Source organism: Thauera sp. 27 (genome assembly GCF_000310125.2).
GTDB lineage: Bacteria > Pseudomonadota > Gammaproteobacteria > Burkholderiales > Rhodocyclaceae > Thauera > Thauera mechernichensis.
The window spans coordinates 1-14,978 of the sequence record NZ_AMXB01000063.1; the positions used below are offsets into that span (position 1 = coordinate 1).

The following is a 14,978-nucleotide window of genomic DNA, read 5'->3' on the forward strand; positions in this document are numbered from 1 at the left end:
AGGATGCGCTGCTGGCCAAGCGCAAGACTGCCGGCCTCGTCGAACATATGGTCCTTGAGACCCACACGCTCGATCTGGTGCGCGGCCTCCTTGAGGATGCGCGCCTCTTCGGCGCGGTCCAGGCGCCAGGCCGAGCTGAGCACGCCCTTGTGGCTGCGCAGGTGTGCGCCGATGGCCACGTTCTCGAGCACGCTCATGGTGGGCAGCAGCTTCACATGCTGGAACGTGCGGCTCATGCCCATGCGGGCGATCTCACGCGAGTCACGACCGGCCACCGGCTTGCCCAGGAACAGCACCTCGCCCGAGGTCGGCGTATCGACACCCGAGATCTGGTTGAACATCGTGCTCTTGCCCGCACCGTTGGGGCCGATCAAGGCGAGGATCTCGCCGGCCTTGACCTCGAGGCTCATGTTGTTGTTCGCCACCAGACCGCCGAACCTGCGCGTGACGTCCTTGGCCTCGAGGATCAGCGTCCCGGGCGCGGGCAGCGTACGCCGCGGCAGAGGCTCGGCCTGGGCATCGATCGTCTTGTGGATGGTGCGCATCGGCACAAGCTTCTTGAGGATCGGCCACAGGCCCTCACGGGCGCGGTGCAGCACCAGCACCATCAGGATGCCGAATACGATCATCTCGAAGTTGCCGCTCGCGCCCAGCAGGCTCGGCAGCCAATCCTGCAGCCACTGTTTGAGCACGGTGATGACGCCCGCGCCGACGATCGCCCCCCACACATAGCCAGCACCGCCGACCACCGCCATGAATAGATACTCGATGCCGATATGCACACCGAACGGAGTCGGGTTCACGAAGCGCTGCATGTGCGCATACAGCCAGCCCGAGGCACAGGCCAGCAGCGCGGCAATCACGAAGATGATCATGCGCGCACGGCCGGTGTCGACACCCATCGCCTCTGCCATCACCCTGCCTCCTTTCAAGGCGCGGATCGCGCGCCCTTCGCGCGAGTCGAGCAGGTTGTGGGTGGTGAGCATGCCCAGCAGCAGGAAGGCCCAGATCAGGTAGAAGATCTCGCCGCCGCCATCGAGCGTCCAGCCGAACAACTCGATGGGCGGAATGCCGGTGATGCCGGTGTGCCCGCCCAGGCTTTGCATGGTGCCGAACAGGAAGTACAGGCTGATGCCCCAGGCGATCGTACCCAAGGGCAGGAAATGGCCCGACAGCTTGAGCGTGAGCGAACCCAGCAGGACCGCCACGGCAGCGGTAATGAGCAAGCCCGCCACAAGCGTGAGCCAGGGCGAAGCCCCCACCCAGGCCAGCCAGGCCGGCAGGTCCGTCGCCGTGGTCAGCGCAGCGGTGGTGTAGGCCCCCAGGCCGACGAAGGCCGCCTGGCCAAAGCTCGTGAGCCCGCCCACGCCGGTGAGCAGCACCAGGCCGAGGGCGACCATCGCATACAGGCCGATGTAGTTGAGCAGCGTCACGTAGTACGGCGAAAGGATCGCCGGCACCATCAACAGCAGGGCAAGGAAGGCCCCCAGCACCAGACGGTCGGTTCTCATTCTTCCTCCTCCACGTGGTGGCTGGTCAGCGAACGCCACAGCAGCACGGGGATGATTAGCGTAAACACGATGACTTCCTTGTACGCGCTGGCCCAGAATGAAGCGAAGGCTTCGAGCAACCCGACTGCAATGGCGCCAAGCGCGGCGATCGGGTAGCTGGCCAGGCCGCCGATGATGGCGGCAACGAAGCCCTTGAGCCCGATCAGGAATCCGGTGTCGTAATAGATGGTGGTGATTGGGGCGATCAGCACGCCCGAGAGCGCGCCAATGAAAGCGGCCAGGAAGAAGGTGAGCTTGCCGGCAAGCGCGGGCGAGATCCCCATCAACTGCGCCCCGACGCGGTTGATCGCGGTTGCGCGCAAGGCCTTGCCGTACAGCGTGCGTTCGAAGAACTGGTAGAGCGCCACGATCAGCAGCACCGACACCACCAGCACCCAGATCGTCTGCCCCGTCACCATCAGCGGGCCGAGATCGAAGCTGAGCTCGCTGAAGGCCGGCGTTCTGTGCCCCTCGGCGCCGAAGAACAGCAGCCCCAGGCCCACCATCGCGATATGCAGGGCCACGGACACGATCAGCAGGATCAGCACCGGCGCAGAGGCGATCGGCTGGTACATCAGGCGGTACATCATGGGCCCCATCGGCACCACGATCGCCAGGGTCAGGATCACCTGCAGCGCCAGCGGCAGTTCATTGGCCGGCAGCGCCGACAGCAGCCCGGCCAGCGCCAGCGGGTAGGCCAGGTTCCAGCCCGCTACGCCCACGGCGCGCTGCATCTGGCCCGCCTTCAAGGCCCGGGCGCCGTCGAAGGCGGTCACCAGCACGCCCATCGCCAGCAGCAGCCACACCGTGGCCGGCACCGTGCCCGACTGCATCATCGCCAGCGTCAGCGCGCCGTACGCTACGAATTCGCCCTGCTGGATGAAGATCACCCGCGTGACTGCGAACACCAGCACCAGGGCCAGCGCCAGCAGCGCGTAGATCGCGCCGTTGGTGATGCCGTCCTGGCCCAGGATCAGTGCAACACTTGAATCCATCTCGTCCTCCTTCGCTCCGCCCCGGACGCAGCATGCTGCTGCCCCGCAAGGGCACCCGTTCCGGGGGCTGCCTGCGGCGTCTCATGGGGGAAGTGCATGGGAAATGCGCGCGCCTTCACCGGGGGCAGACAGCGCGCATGCGTTGGCTTGCTTACTTGACGAGCGACCACTTGCCGTTGGCGACCTCGATCAGCACGACCGCCTTCGGGTCGTAGCCGCCGTGATCCTCGGCGCTCAGGGTGTAGGTGCCATTGACGCCGACCAGCCCCTTGGTGCCCTCGAGCGCCTTGCGGATGCCCTCGCGGAACTCGGGGGTGCCCGGCTTGGCGGTCTTGATTGCTTCCTTCATGGCGTTCTCGAGCAGCAGCCCGGCGTCGTAGGCCGCACCGGCGAAGGTCGAGCGCGAATCGGCGCCGAGCTTGCCTTCGAGCTGCTGTAGGAAGGCCACGCCGGCGGCCTTGTTGGGATGGCCGTCGGGCAGCTGCTCGGCGACCAGCACCGGGGCGACCGGCAGGCGCGCGCCCTCGACGTTCTTGCCGCCGAGGCGCAGGAACTCCTTGTTGGCGACGGCGTGCGACTGGTAGATCGGGCCCTTGAAGCCGCGCTCGCGCAGCGTGGTCTGCGGCAGGGCGGCGGGCGTGCCCGAGCCGCCGACGAAGACCGCGTCCGGACGGGCGGACAACACCTTCAGCGCCTGGCCGGTCACCGAGGTGTCGGTGCGGGCGTAGCGCTCGGTGGCGATGATCTTGATGCCGGCGGCCTGGGTGGTCTGGGTCAGTGCCTTCAGCAGCAGCTCGCCCCAGGAGTCTGAGAAGCCGATGAAGCCGACGGTCTTGACGCCCTTGGCCTTCATGTCCTCGACCACTCGGCCGACCATGACGTCGGCGGTGGGCTCGACGCGGAAGGCCCAGGCGCGCTTGTCGGCGGCGGGGTCGATTGGCGCGATCGACAGCATCGGCACCTGAGCCTCGTTGGCGACGTCGACCATCGCCATGCCGTTGGTGATCAGGTTAGGGCCGATGATGGCATCGACCTTGTTTTCGCCGACCAGCTTGCGGGTGTTCTTGACCGCGTTGGTCGGGTCGGTGGCGTCGTCGAGCACGATGTAGTTGATCTTCTCGTCGCCGAGGCTCGTGGGCATGAACTCGATGGCCTTGCGCGTCTCGGCGCCGAGCGAGGCGGCCGGGCCAGTGAGCGAGAACACGACGCCGACGTTGATGTCGGCGAGCGCCGGGCCGGCGCTGAGGGTGAGGGCAAGGGCAGCAATCTGGGTCTTGAGGCGAAGCTTCATTTTTATCTCCTGGTCTCTCTGGGTATTAAGAATGTTGCGCTGTGTTTCCGGGCTTGCTTGGGGTCGAGGGTGATTGGGCGCTTCAGGTCAGGCATTGCTGCCGCTGAGGGCGCCGAAGCCGGCGATCCACTCCGGGATCTCGCGGTAGTAGCGCTGCTCGGCTGTCCAGGTCCCGGCGCAGGCGGCATCCATCGCGGCCACCGCCGCGACCCAGGTCTTGGCCTCGTGCGCCGAGCCGCCAGCGTCGGCGGTGATGTCGGCGTTGCGGTAGGCGTCGAGCGCCGGCCAGTCGCGCGCGGTGAGCTGTTCCATGAGCTTGCGGTCCCACGCGGCGTTGAGCGGATGCAGGGTGCTGGCGCCGGCGGTGAAGGCCTCGGCGGCGGCGATCGTGCGCGCCTGGCGGGCGCCACGGGCTTCCGGCGAGGGGTTGCGGTTGCTGATCAGGCGGGCGATGACTTCCGGGTCGACCGCGGTTGCCAGCTGTGGCACCGGCGGGTTGTGCGACAGGCCGCCGGAACCGATGAACAGCGCGCGCTGGCCTTGCTCGCGGGCGAAGCGGCCGACCGCCTCGCCGAGCTGGCGGGCGCGCTGGAAGCTCACCACCGGCGGCGCCACCGAGTTGATGAAGATCGGCACCACCGGATAGCGGTCGAGCGCGCCGGTGAGCTCTTCGAGCGGCTGGGCGCAGCCGTGGTCGACCTGCATGCGGTAGGAAAACCCGAGGTCGATGCCGGCATCGACCACCGCCTGCGCGCAGGCTTCGGCGAGCGTGCGCGGCACGTTCAGCGGCCCGGCCGAGGTCTGGTAGTCGCCCACCGACTCGGCCGCCATGCCGATGCAGAACTGCGGCATCAGCTCGAGGAAGAAGCCGTTGAGGTGATCGGGCCAGAACAGGTAGATCACCTCCGGGTCGAAGGCCTCGACCTCCGCGCGCAGGGTCGCGACCAGCCCGGCCACCTCCTTGACGATGGCGGCCTCGGGATCGAAGTAGCCCTTCAGCGGGGTGTGCGACAGGCACTGCAGGCGGGCTTGCATCAGGCGGCTCCCTGGCTCACGTTCAGCCCCATCTTGTCGGCGATCTGCGCCAGCAGTTCGTTGATCTTGACCGGGTAGGCGAGACCGGCGACGAAGCGGTCGGGACGGATCACCGCCACCGCGCCCGGGTAGGTGCCGAACCACTCCTTGAGGCGCATCTGTTCGTCGCCGACGACGATGGCGTCGGGGCCGATATCGCGGTCGCGATGAATCTGCACTACCGGCTTGACGGTGATGATGCGCCCGCCGAGCGCGGCGAGGATGTCGCGGCTCTTCTGGTTGAGCCAGAAGCTCGGATCCACGCCCCAGCACACCAGGGCGAAGCCGCTGCCCATGACGTCGTCGAGCAGCTTGACCTCACCATCGCGGGTGCGCACCCTGGGCTGGATGAAGAGTTTGCCGACCGGCGAGTTCTTGCCCACGCGCTTGGTCGGCATCAGGCGGCCGAGCAGCGGGGTCTTGCGCGCCAGCTGGCAGAGCAGTTGCTTGACGCCGGGCTCGGTGTTGACCTCGGCCTCGGACACGACCAGGCCGGTCTCGTACTTGGGCATCGGCTTGAAGCGCATCTCGGTGAAGTAGCGCTTGGCTGGCGGCACCAGGTTGAGCGCCCAGGTGGCGAAGTCGCGCGCGGCGACCACCGCCGGGTTGCGCGGCGAGAAGATGCGGCCGGCGGTCACCGAAAGATCGATCATCGCCTTGGCGTGCGGCGGGCGCTCGAGCTGGTAGGTGTCGAGCAGCTTCTCGGAGGCGATGCCCTTGACCACGTAGGCGAGCTTCCAGCCCAGGTTGGCGGCATCGCGCATGCCGGTGTTGTAGCCCTGGCCCTGCCACACCGGCATGATGTGCGCGGCATCGCCGGCGAGCATCACGCGGCCCACCTTCCAGCGGTCGGCGATGCGCGCGTTGTGGGTGTAGACGCGCTTGCGGATGTAGTCCAGGCTCGTGGCATCGACGCCCGGCGGTAGCACCTTGGCCATCAGCATGGCAATGTTGTGCGGCTGGGTCATTTCCTCTTCGGTCTCGTTCTCGAAGATCATGAACTCGAAGCGGCGGATCGAATCCGGCAGGGCAACCGACACATACGGACGCGAGGGGTCGCAGTGCATGTAGATGTTGGGGACGCCGAGCGGGTCGTTGCGCACGTCCACCACCAGCCACTTGGAGGTGTCGGTGAAGCCGCCGAAGCCGACGTTGAGCGCGGTGCGGATCGGGCTGCGGCCGCCGTCGCTGCCGACCAGCCAGCGTGTGCGCAGGGTGTACACCGTGCCGTCGCTGCGCTTGACGTCGAGGCTGACGCCCTCACTGTCCTGCTCGAAGCGCAGCACGTCGCTGCCCAGGCGCACATCGACGTTGTCGAAGCGCTCGAGGCCGTCGAGCAGCACACGGTCGACCAGCGGCTGGTTGAAGGCGTTACGGCGCGACCAGCCGAACTCGTCGGTGCGCGGCTCGATCGAAGCGAAGCAGCGTCCGCTCTTGGTGACGAAGCGCATCCAGTGGTAAGGGGTCAGATGCGGCAACACCGCTTCGGCCATGCCGATGCCCTGCAGCGTGCGCAGGCACTCGTCGTCCATACCGACCGCGCGTGGGTAGTCGATCAACTCGTCGCCACGCTCGAGCAGGATGGCCCTGACGCCGTGCAGGCCGAGCATGCTGGCGAGGGCGAGGCCGACCGGGCCGGCGCCGACGACGACGACGTCGGCATCGAAGCGGGTGTTTTCGTTCATGTTGCGGACTCCTGTTGTGTGCGGGGCTGCGCGGGATCGCCGGTTGCCAGGGCGATGTGCGGCGGCGGATTCGGGTAAGAAGCGTTTTTTATGTGGCGATCAGTTGGACGGAGTCTAGAAATTCTCGACAGTCCAAACAAAAACACTTCGACCACCGTCCACATAGCGCACAACGTTGTTTACAAAGGATTTTGAAATGAGGCCTGATACGGGCGCCGACTACGGAACGGTGCGCAGCCTTGCCCGCGGGCTGGAGTTGCTGCGCGTGCTGAACCGGCACGACAAGGGGCGCGCCTCGCTCGCGCAGCTTGCCGCCGGCACCGGGCTGCACCGCACGACGGTGCGCCGGCTGCTGGAGACGCTGATCGAAGAGGGCTATGTGAAGCGCAGCGTGTCGGACGACCGCTACGTGCTGACCTTGAACGTGCGCGCCCTGTCCGAAGGCTTCAAGGACGAGGAGCGCATCTCGATGGTGTCGGGCCCGGTGCTCGCCCAGCTGCTGCAGCAGGTGCGCTGGCCGTCGGACCTATGCACGCCCGACGGCGGCTCGATGCTGATCCGCGAGTCGACGCATCGCTTCAGCTCGCTGTCCTTCAACCGTGCGATGGTGGGCGAGCGTCTGCCGATGCTGCTGACCGCGGCCGGGCGCGCCTATTTCTGCTATTGCGCCGACGCCGAGCGCGAGGCGCTGCTGGTGCTGTTGCGCCGCGATCCGGTGCAGGCGGCGCTGGCCAATGACGGCAAGTTCATCGCCAACCTGCTCGAGCAGACGCGCAGCCGCGGCTACAGCTCCAACGAGGGCGACTGGAGCGCGGAGCGCAAGATCGGCGCGATCGCGGTGCCGGTGTTCCAGAGCGGAAAGGTGATTGCCAGCATCAACGTGATCTACCTCGTGCGCGCGGTCTCGCACGCCGAGGCCGCCACCCGCTACCTGCCGGCCTTGGTCGAGGCAGGGCGCCAGCTGGAAGTGGCGCTGAACGAGCCGGTGGAGTGAGGCCGAGCGCATTGTATTTTCGATCGCGAGGGGAGGGGCGATCCGCACGCGCAGGTACAGGGGTGACGGTCGGTTCAGGAAGAATGAAAAGGCCCCGACGCCCGCGGTGAGGCGGGGGTCAGGGCCTTGAATCCCGGTACATGGCCCCTGGGTGGGGCTGTTACCGATCAGACGAACTGCACGACCTGCGCCGCGCCGCGGGCCTTGGCGGCCTGCGGGTTGTTGAAGTCGGCCATCAGCTGCGCCTGCCTGGCCTTGGCGAGCGCGATGTGCCGCTCCTTGACGTGGCCGTAGCCGCGTACCTCGTCGGGCATGCTGGCGAGCTTGACCGCGATGGCGAGGTTGTCGCGGCTGAGCTTGTCGCACAGGGTGTCGAGCAGGCGGTCGTAGTCCTCGATTGCCTGGCGCTCCAGCTGACGCTCCTCGGTCTTGCCGAAGATGTCCCACTTGCCGCCGCGCAGGTGCTTGAGCCTGGCGAGGTGGCGGAAGGCCTTCAGCACCCACGGGCCGTACTTCTGCTTGATCGGCTCACCCGTCTCCGGGTCGCGCTTGGAGAGCAGCGGCGGGGCGAGGTTGTACTCGACCGTGTAGCCGTGCGGGAACTGCGCGTCGAGCTCGGCGAGGAAGGCCGGGTCGGAGTGCAGGCGGGCGACCTCGTACTCGTCCTTGTAGGCCATCAGCTTGTAGAAGTAGCGTGCGGCGGCTTCGGTGAGCGCTGAGCCTTCCGGTGCGACGCGCTGTTCGGCCTCCATCACGCGCTTCACCTTGGCCGCGTAGCGGCGGGCGTAGGCGGCGTCCTGGTAGCCGATCAGGTCGGGCACGCGGATCTCGAGCAGGCGGCGCACTTCGCCGCTGGCACCGACCGAATCCACGATCTGGCGCGCCTCGGCGGTCAGCTCGGGCAGCTTGGGCGCCTTGGCCTCGTACTTGCGGATCTCGGCGTGGACGTAGTCGATGTCGAGCACCGCCATGCGGCCCCACTTGAAGGCGAGCAGGCTCATGTCGACCCCGACGCCGGCCTGGCGGATCGCGGTCTCGAAGGCGGCGGCGCTGATCGGCAGCGCGCCGGCCTGGTAGGCCACGCCGACCATGAACATGTTGGTCGCCATGCTGTCGGCAAAGAGGCCCTCGGCCAGCGTCTGCGCGTCGAGATAGACGTTGTCGTTGCGGCGGCTGACGCGGTCGATGCCCTGGGTCAGGCGATCGACGTTGGGGAACTGCACCGCCTTGTCCGACACCATGTAGCCGGTGGGCGCCTGGCCGGTCGACACGATCGCGATCGTGCGCTCGGGGTGGCACTTGTCCAGGTTCTTGTTGTCGGTGGCGTTGAGGATGTCGAAGCCCAGATAGAGGTCGGTGCTGCCGTCGGAGATCTTGTTGGCGCCGTCGAAGGGGGTGGCAGTGACCTTGATGTCCGAGATCACTGCGCCGCCTTTCTGCGCCAGGCCGGTCTGGTCCAGGCCCACCGCCCACTTGCCGTCGATGCGCGCAGCGTTGGCGATGGTCGCCGCCACGGTCACCGAGCCGGTGCCGCCGATGCCCATGACGTGGGCGCCGAAGTTGTCCGGGTCGACCTTGAACACGGGGTCGGGGAGTTCGCGCTCGAGCGCGGGCAGGCGGCCCTTCTTCTTTTTCTTCACCTCGCCGGCCTTGGGGTCGGCCTTGGGCGTGATGGTGAGGAAGGACGGGCAGAAGCCCTTCACACAGGAGTAGTCCTTGTTGCACGAGGGCTGGTGGATGCGGGTCTTGCGGCCGAACTCGGTCTGCACCGGCTCGACCGACATGCAGTTGGACTTCTCGCCGCAGTCGCCGCAGCCTTCGCACACGCGCTCGTTGATCACCATGACCGCCTCCGGCTCCCAGGCCTTGCCGCGGCCACGCTGGCGGCGCAGTTCGGCGGCGCACTCCTGGTCGTGGATGAGCACGGTCGTGCCTTCGGTCTCGGCGAGCAGCTTCTGCGCTTCCATGATGCGGTCGCGGTGCCAGACCTCGGTGTTGCCGATGAGATTGACCGCGTTGTAGCGCGACAGGTCCTCGGTGGTGACGATGATGCGCTTGACGCCGTTGGCCACGAGCTCGGCCACCAGGTTGCGCACCGGCTCGGCGCCCATGATCTCCTGGCCGCCGGTCATCGAGGTGTGGCTGTTGACCAGGATCTTGAAGGTGATGTTGGTGTTGGTCGCCGCACAGTAGCGCACCGCCAGGCTGCCTGAGTGGGCGTAGGTGCCGTCGCCCATGTTCTGGAAGATGTGCTGCGTGTCGGTGAAGGGCTGCATGCCGATCCACTGCGCGCCCTCGGCGCCCATGTGGGTGCCCATGACCACGCCGCGCTTCATCCACATCGCCATCGTGTGGCAGCCGATGCCGGCCGACACGATGCTGCCGTCGGGGGCCTTGGTGGAGGTGTTGTGCGGACAGCCCGAGCAGTACCAGGCCGAGCGCGTCAGCGTGGTCAGCGCGTTGCGGCTGTGGATCTCGTCCAGGCGGCGGATCCAGGCCTCGGCCGACTCCAGCCGGGTCTTGCGCGACAGGCGGGCGTGGAGCGCACGGGCGATGATGTCGGACTCGAACTCGCCGTGGAAGGGCAGCAGGTCGCAGCCTTCCTCGTCGCGCTTGCCGACGATGCGCGGCGCGTTGGCCGTGCCGTAGAGGATCTCCTTGGCGAACAGCTCGATGAAGGGGCGCTTCTCCTCGACGACGAGAATCTCCTCGAGCCCGCGTGCGAAGTCGCGGATGTCGTCCGGCTGCAGCGGGTTGAGCATGCCGATCTTGAGGATGCGCACGCCGGCGCGACGCAGGGCGTCGTCGTCCAGGCCCATCTCCATGAAGGCCTGGCGCAGGTCGTGGTAGGTCTTGCCGGCGGTGATGATGCCCAGCCAGGCGTCGACGTTGGGGAGCGTGACCTTGTTGAGGCCGTTCTCGCGCGCATACTGGCGGGCGAGCTCGAGGCGCGCGTAGTACAGCGTGCGCTCCATGTCGAGCGCGTCCTTGCGCACGTTCATGCCGAGGTTGACCTCGGGGCTGTAGGGGCGGCCGTCGAGCTCGACCACCGGGGTGATGAACTTCAGGCGGTCGGGGTCGACGATCGCGCTGCCGCTGCCGTCGGCGACGTTGGTGACGATCTTGAGGCCCGCCCACAGGCCCGAGATGCGCGACAGGTAGTAGCCGTGCAGGCCGAAGTCGAGGATGTCCTGCACGTTGCCCGGGTACAGCGAGGGGATGCCGACGTGGTAGAACATGGCCTCCGACTGACTCGGCAGCGAGGACGACTTGCAGCTCGGGTCGTCGCCGAAGATGGCGAGCACGCCACCATTGCGCAGGGTGCCGGTGTAGTTTGCGTGCTTGAGCGCGTCGCCCGAGCGGTCGACGCCCGGCGCCTTGCCGTACCAGGTGCCGACCACGCCGTCGAACTTCTGCTTGCCCACCGTGTGCATCATCTGGGTGCCCCAGACGGCGGTGGCGGCGAGGTCCTCGTTGAGGCCGTCGACGAACTGGATGTTGTGCTGCATCAGCAGCTTCTGCTGCTTGATGAAGTTGGCGTCCAGCATGCCCACGGGCGAGCCGCGGTAGCCGGAGATGAACATGGCGTTGTTCAGACCGCGGCGGCGGTCGAAGCGGATCTGGTCCATCGTCAGGCGCACCAGCGCCTCGATGCCCCCGATGTGGATGATCCCCTCTTCTGCCGTGAATTGCCGCGTCAGGTCCTGTTTGGACGACATCGTGGGTTCCTCTGTGTCTCTGTCGGCGTGGCGCCGGTCTTGGGGCAAGGGCCGGCGGTGAGGGCCTCGTGCGCCTCCGGCCCAGTTTTGTAATCCGCGCTCGTGGTCAGACGAAGCGTGCCGAGCAGTCGCCGATGCCGGCGACGCTCATGTGGAGGTTGTCACCGGCGCTGATCGGCACCATGGCGCCGAGCGCGCCCGACAGCACGATCTCGCCGGCCTTGAGGCCGATCCTCAGGCGGCCGAGGGTGTTCGCCAGCCACACGACGGCATTGACGGGCGAATTCATCGTCGCCGCGCCGGCGCCCGTCACCACGACCTCGCCGTTCTTCTCCAGCACCATGCCGCAGGTGACGAGATCGAGGTCGCGCACGTCGATCAGCCTGGAGCCGAGTACGAGGGCGCCGCAGGACGCGTTGTCGGCCACGGTGTCCTGGATGCGGATCTTCCAGTCGCGGATACGTGAGTCGACGATCTCGATGCAGGCCATCACGCCCTCGGTCGCCCGCAACACATCCGCCGCGGTCACGCCCGGCCCGGTCAGGTCGTGCTTGAGCACGAAGGCGATCTCGCCCTCGGCCTTGGGTTGAATCAGCGACGAGGTCGGGATCGGCTCGCCCGCGCCGTAGACCATCGCGTCGGTGAGCATGCCGAAGTCGGGCTGGTCGACGCCGAGCATGTTCATCACCGCCCTGCTGGTGACGCCGATCTTCTTGCCGACGATGCGCTCGCCCGCCTCGATGCGACGGGCGATCATGCGCTGTTGAATGCGATAGGCATCCTCGATGCCGATTCCGGGATGGCGCTCGGTGAGCGGCGCAATCGGGCTGCGGTCCTGCAGGGCCGCGTAGAGTTCGTCGCCGCAGCGCTGGATCGTGCTTTCGTCCATTTAGGGATCTCGTCGGATGGTTTCTCGGAGTTCGGTCAGGCTGGCTCAGTGCGCCAGGAAGTCGAGCACCATGCGGTTGAACTTGTCCGCATGCTCCCACTGCGCCCAGTGGCCACAGCGGTTGAAGATGTGCAGCTCGGCATTGGGCATGCCCCAGATCAGGCGCAGGGCGACGTCCATCGGCACGAAGCGGTCGTCGCGGCCCCAGATCACCAGCGTCGGCGCGGCGATCTCGCCTAGGCGCGGGCCCTGGTCGGGGAATTGCCTCGGGTTGGCGGCCAGGCTCTTGACGAAGTTCTCGAGGTGATCCTTGCGCGCCAGCATGTTGTCCAGTCGGGCCTGGAACAGCTCGTCGGTCATGCTGCCCGGGTCGAAGACGAAGACGCTCATCATCTTCTTCAGGTTCTCGATCGTGGGCTCGCGGTACAGGCCCTGCAGCAGCTTGATGCCCTCGGTGGGCATGGGCACGAACTGGCTCGGACCGCCGGTGCCGCCACCCATCAGGATCAGCCTGCCGACGCGGGTCGGGTTGGCGAGCGCGAAGGCGACCGCGCTGTGGCCGCCCATCGAGTTGCCGACGATGTGCACCGTGTCGAGTTGCAGGGCGTCGAGCAGGGCCTTGAGTGTCTGGGCGTTGAGGTCCGAGCGCGAGCCGGTGCACACGATTGGGTCGCTCTTGCCCCAGCCCAGGCAGTCCATCAGCACCACGCGGTAGCCGGCGCCGACGAAGGCGTCGACGTTGCGGTGGAAGTTGGCCCAGCCGGTGGCGCCGGGGCCGGAGCCGTGCAGCATGACGACGGTCTGCTCGCCGGTGCCGCAGTCGTTGTAGTGCACCTGCACGTCGAACTCGTTCACCTTGAGGCGGACGAGGTGGCTGGTGGCGGCTTCGGTCAGGGGAGCGGTCTGAGTGCTCATCGGTGTAGGTCCTGTTGGTGTTGGGGGCGCGGCATGTGTCTGCCGTGAATGGCGGGTGTTCAGCCCTTGTACGGTCCTGCGCCGAGCCCGATGGGGGCGGGTGCGGCGGCGACGAGCCTGGAGAAGATGTGCGCGAAGTCTTCCTCGCCGGCGCGCGCGGTGGCGCGGGTGCCAGAGAGCGGGTCGTCGGCGACGAAGCCGGCGTTCGCCTTGTCCCAGTCCTCGGCGGTGAAGTGCTTGCGGATGAGCGGCAGCACCTCGCGCTCCTCGGTCATCATGTGGCTGCGGTAGAAGGCGGCATAGTCCTCGAAGGCGCGCTTGAAGGACTCGAAGGCGCCGGCCGGGTCTTGCGCGTAGGCCTTCACCGCGGCCTCGAGCACCGCGATGCGGGCCTCGGCCTGGCCGTGCTCGGCCTCGAGGCGGTCGAGCGCGGCATCCGCGTCATGCGTGCGCGCGCGCAGCGGGCCAAAGAGGAATTCGTCTTCCTTCGGGTGGTGGCGCTTCTCGGGGTAGGCATCGAGGTAATGCACCATCGCCTCGAGCAGCTTGTGGTCCGGCTGCAGGCGGCCCGCGCCGATCTCGCCAATCATGTGGCGGATGGCGTGGATGATCGCGGCCAGCGACTGGTGTTCGTCCATCAGGATGCGCATCGCGTCCATAGGGGTGTCCTTTTTCGGGTGGATTCCGGCGGGGGCGGACTCAGGTCGACAGCATCGCCTGATGCTTGCCGCCGAAGCCGAGGTAGGCCTCGATCACGCGCGGATCGTCCGCGAGCGCGTGCGCCGGGCCCTGCATGGCGATCTGGCCGGTCTCGAGCACATAGGCGTAGTCGGCCACCTGGAGTGCGGCGCGCGCATTCTGCTCGACGAGCAGGATCGACACGCCGCGCCGGCGCAGCTCGCTGATGATGCGAAAGATTTCGCGCACGATCAGCGGAGCAAGGCCCAGGCTGGGTTCGTCGAGCATCAGCAGCTTGGGCTTGGCCATCAGCGCGCGGCCCACCGCCAGCATCTGGCGTTCGCCGCCCGACATGGTGCCGGCGTGCTGGTCTCGGCGCTCCTTCAGGCGCGGGAACAGCGCATAGACCTCTTCGAGCGTCTGCGCGTGGTCGCGCTTGCCCATGCGGTAGCGCTGAAAGGCGCCCAGCACCAGGTTGTCCTCGACGCTCATCTCGCCGAAGAGCTCGCGCTTCTCCGGCACCAGGGTCATGCCGCGCGCAACCATGCGCTCGACCTCGGGCACCACCTCCAGGCTGCCGTCGAAGGCGACCTGCCCCTTGGAGCCGAGCACGCCCATGATCGCCGACAGCATCGTCGTCTTGCCCGCCCCGTTGGGGCCGATCACGGTGACGATCTGGCCTTCGCCCACGGTAAGGCTGGCATTGGTGAGCGCCTCCACCTTGCCGTAGGACACACACAGCTCCTTGACCTCGAGCACCGGGTTCTTCGCACTCGCGTTCGAGGGCGCGCTGGCTTGGGTTTGTTGTGTCATCGCGTTCTCCTCGCTCACTCCACGCCGCCCAGATAGGCTTCAAGCACCGCCGGGTTCTGCTGCACCTCTTCCGGCAGGCCTTCGGCGATCTTCTGGCCGAACTCCATCACCACCACGCGATCGACCAGGTTCATCACGAAATCCATGTCGTGCTCGACGATCAGCGTGGCCATGCCTTCCGAGCGCAGCCTCTTCAGGAGTTCGGCGAGCGCCTGCTTTTCCTTGTAGCGCAAGCCGGCCGCGGGTTCGTCGAGCAGCAGCAGGCAGGGGTCGGCACACAGGGCCCGTGCGATCTCGAGGATGCGCTGCTGGCCAAGCGCAAGACTGCCGGCCTCGTCGAACATATGGTCCTTGAGACCCACACGCTCGATCTGG

The 14,978-nt window shown here is 67.2% G+C and carries 12 protein-coding genes; 1 reads left to right on the forward strand and 11 read right to left on the reverse strand.

What is annotated here, in order from left to right:
• From B447_RS20450 to mhpA, 5 genes are all read right to left on the reverse strand, one after another.
• The coding region (locus B447_RS20450) for a branched-chain amino acid ABC transporter ATP-binding protein/permease (protein WP_002945435.1) at positions 1-1,511 on the reverse strand (1,511 nt) is incomplete at its 3' end.
• On the reverse strand, positions 1,508-2,545 hold the full coding sequence (locus B447_RS20455; RefSeq protein ID WP_002945438.1) for a branched-chain amino acid ABC transporter permease: 1,038 nt from the start codon (positions 2,543-2,545) through the stop codon (positions 1,508-1,510). The genes B447_RS20455 and B447_RS20450, both read right to left, overlap by 4 nt.
• Positions 2,546-2,696: 151 nt before the next feature.
• Positions 2,697-3,836 (reverse strand): ABC transporter substrate-binding protein, encoded by a 1,140-nt coding sequence (locus tag B447_RS20460; protein WP_002945440.1) that lies wholly within the window; start codon positions 3,834-3,836, stop codon positions 2,697-2,699.
• 87 nt (positions 3,837-3,923) lie between these two features.
• On the reverse strand, positions 3,924-4,871 hold the full coding sequence (locus B447_RS20465) for a 3-carboxyethylcatechol 2,3-dioxygenase (RefSeq protein WP_002945458.1): 948 nt from the start codon (positions 4,869-4,871) through the stop codon (positions 3,924-3,926).
• Positions 4,871-6,595: a bifunctional 3-(3-hydroxy-phenyl)propionate/3-hydroxycinnamic acid hydroxylase MhpA gene (gene mhpA, locus B447_RS20470; RefSeq protein ID WP_002945460.1), complete on the reverse strand. Its 1,725-nt coding sequence runs from the start codon at positions 6,593-6,595 to the stop codon at positions 4,871-4,873. The genes B447_RS20465 and mhpA overlap by 1 nt, the downstream gene beginning before the upstream one ends.
• Before the next feature lie 196 nt (positions 6,596-6,791).
• On the opposite strand from mhpA, the gene B447_RS20475 reads away from it, so the two are divergent.
• Positions 6,792-7,589 carry a DNA-binding transcriptional regulator gene (locus B447_RS20475; RefSeq protein ID WP_002945461.1) on the forward strand — a complete coding sequence of 266 codons (798 nt, stop codon included), beginning with the start codon at positions 6,792-6,794 and terminating at the stop codon, positions 7,587-7,589.
• A 167-nt stretch (positions 7,590-7,756) separates the two neighbouring features.
• Here the strand turns inward: B447_RS20475 and B447_RS20480 are convergent, their stop codons facing one another.
• The 6 genes from B447_RS20480 to B447_RS20505 form a co-directional block, all read right to left on the reverse strand.
• The gene (locus B447_RS20480; protein ID WP_269745268.1) at positions 7,757-11,356 is read right to left on the reverse strand and encodes an indolepyruvate ferredoxin oxidoreductase family protein; all 3,600 of its coding nucleotides are present in this window, start codon (positions 11,354-11,356) and stop codon (positions 7,757-7,759) included.
• 58 nt (positions 11,357-11,414) lie between these two features.
• Entirely contained in the window at positions 11,415-12,197 is a 783-nt protein-coding gene (gene dmpE, locus B447_RS20485; RefSeq protein ID WP_002945467.1) for a 2-oxopent-4-enoate hydratase, read from the reverse strand.
• Between the two features lie 45 nt (positions 12,198-12,242).
• A complete protein-coding gene (locus tag B447_RS20490; RefSeq protein ID WP_002945470.1) occupies positions 12,243-13,112 on the reverse strand; it encodes an alpha/beta fold hydrolase in 870 nt (289 codons plus the stop codon).
• Positions 13,113-13,171: 59 nt separating this feature from the next.
• Positions 13,172-13,771, reverse strand: coding sequence for a hemerythrin domain-containing protein (locus B447_RS20495; protein ID WP_002945472.1), 600 nt, complete (start codon positions 13,769-13,771; stop codon positions 13,172-13,174).
• Between the two features lie 40 nt (positions 13,772-13,811).
• Positions 13,812-14,603, reverse strand: coding sequence for an ABC transporter ATP-binding protein (locus B447_RS20500; RefSeq protein WP_002945475.1), 792 nt, complete (start codon positions 14,601-14,603; stop codon positions 13,812-13,814).
• Between the two features lie 14 nt (positions 14,604-14,617).
• Positions 14,618-14,978: ATP-binding cassette domain-containing protein (locus tag B447_RS20505; protein ID WP_002945478.1), on the reverse strand; the 361-nt coding region annotated here is incomplete at its 5' end.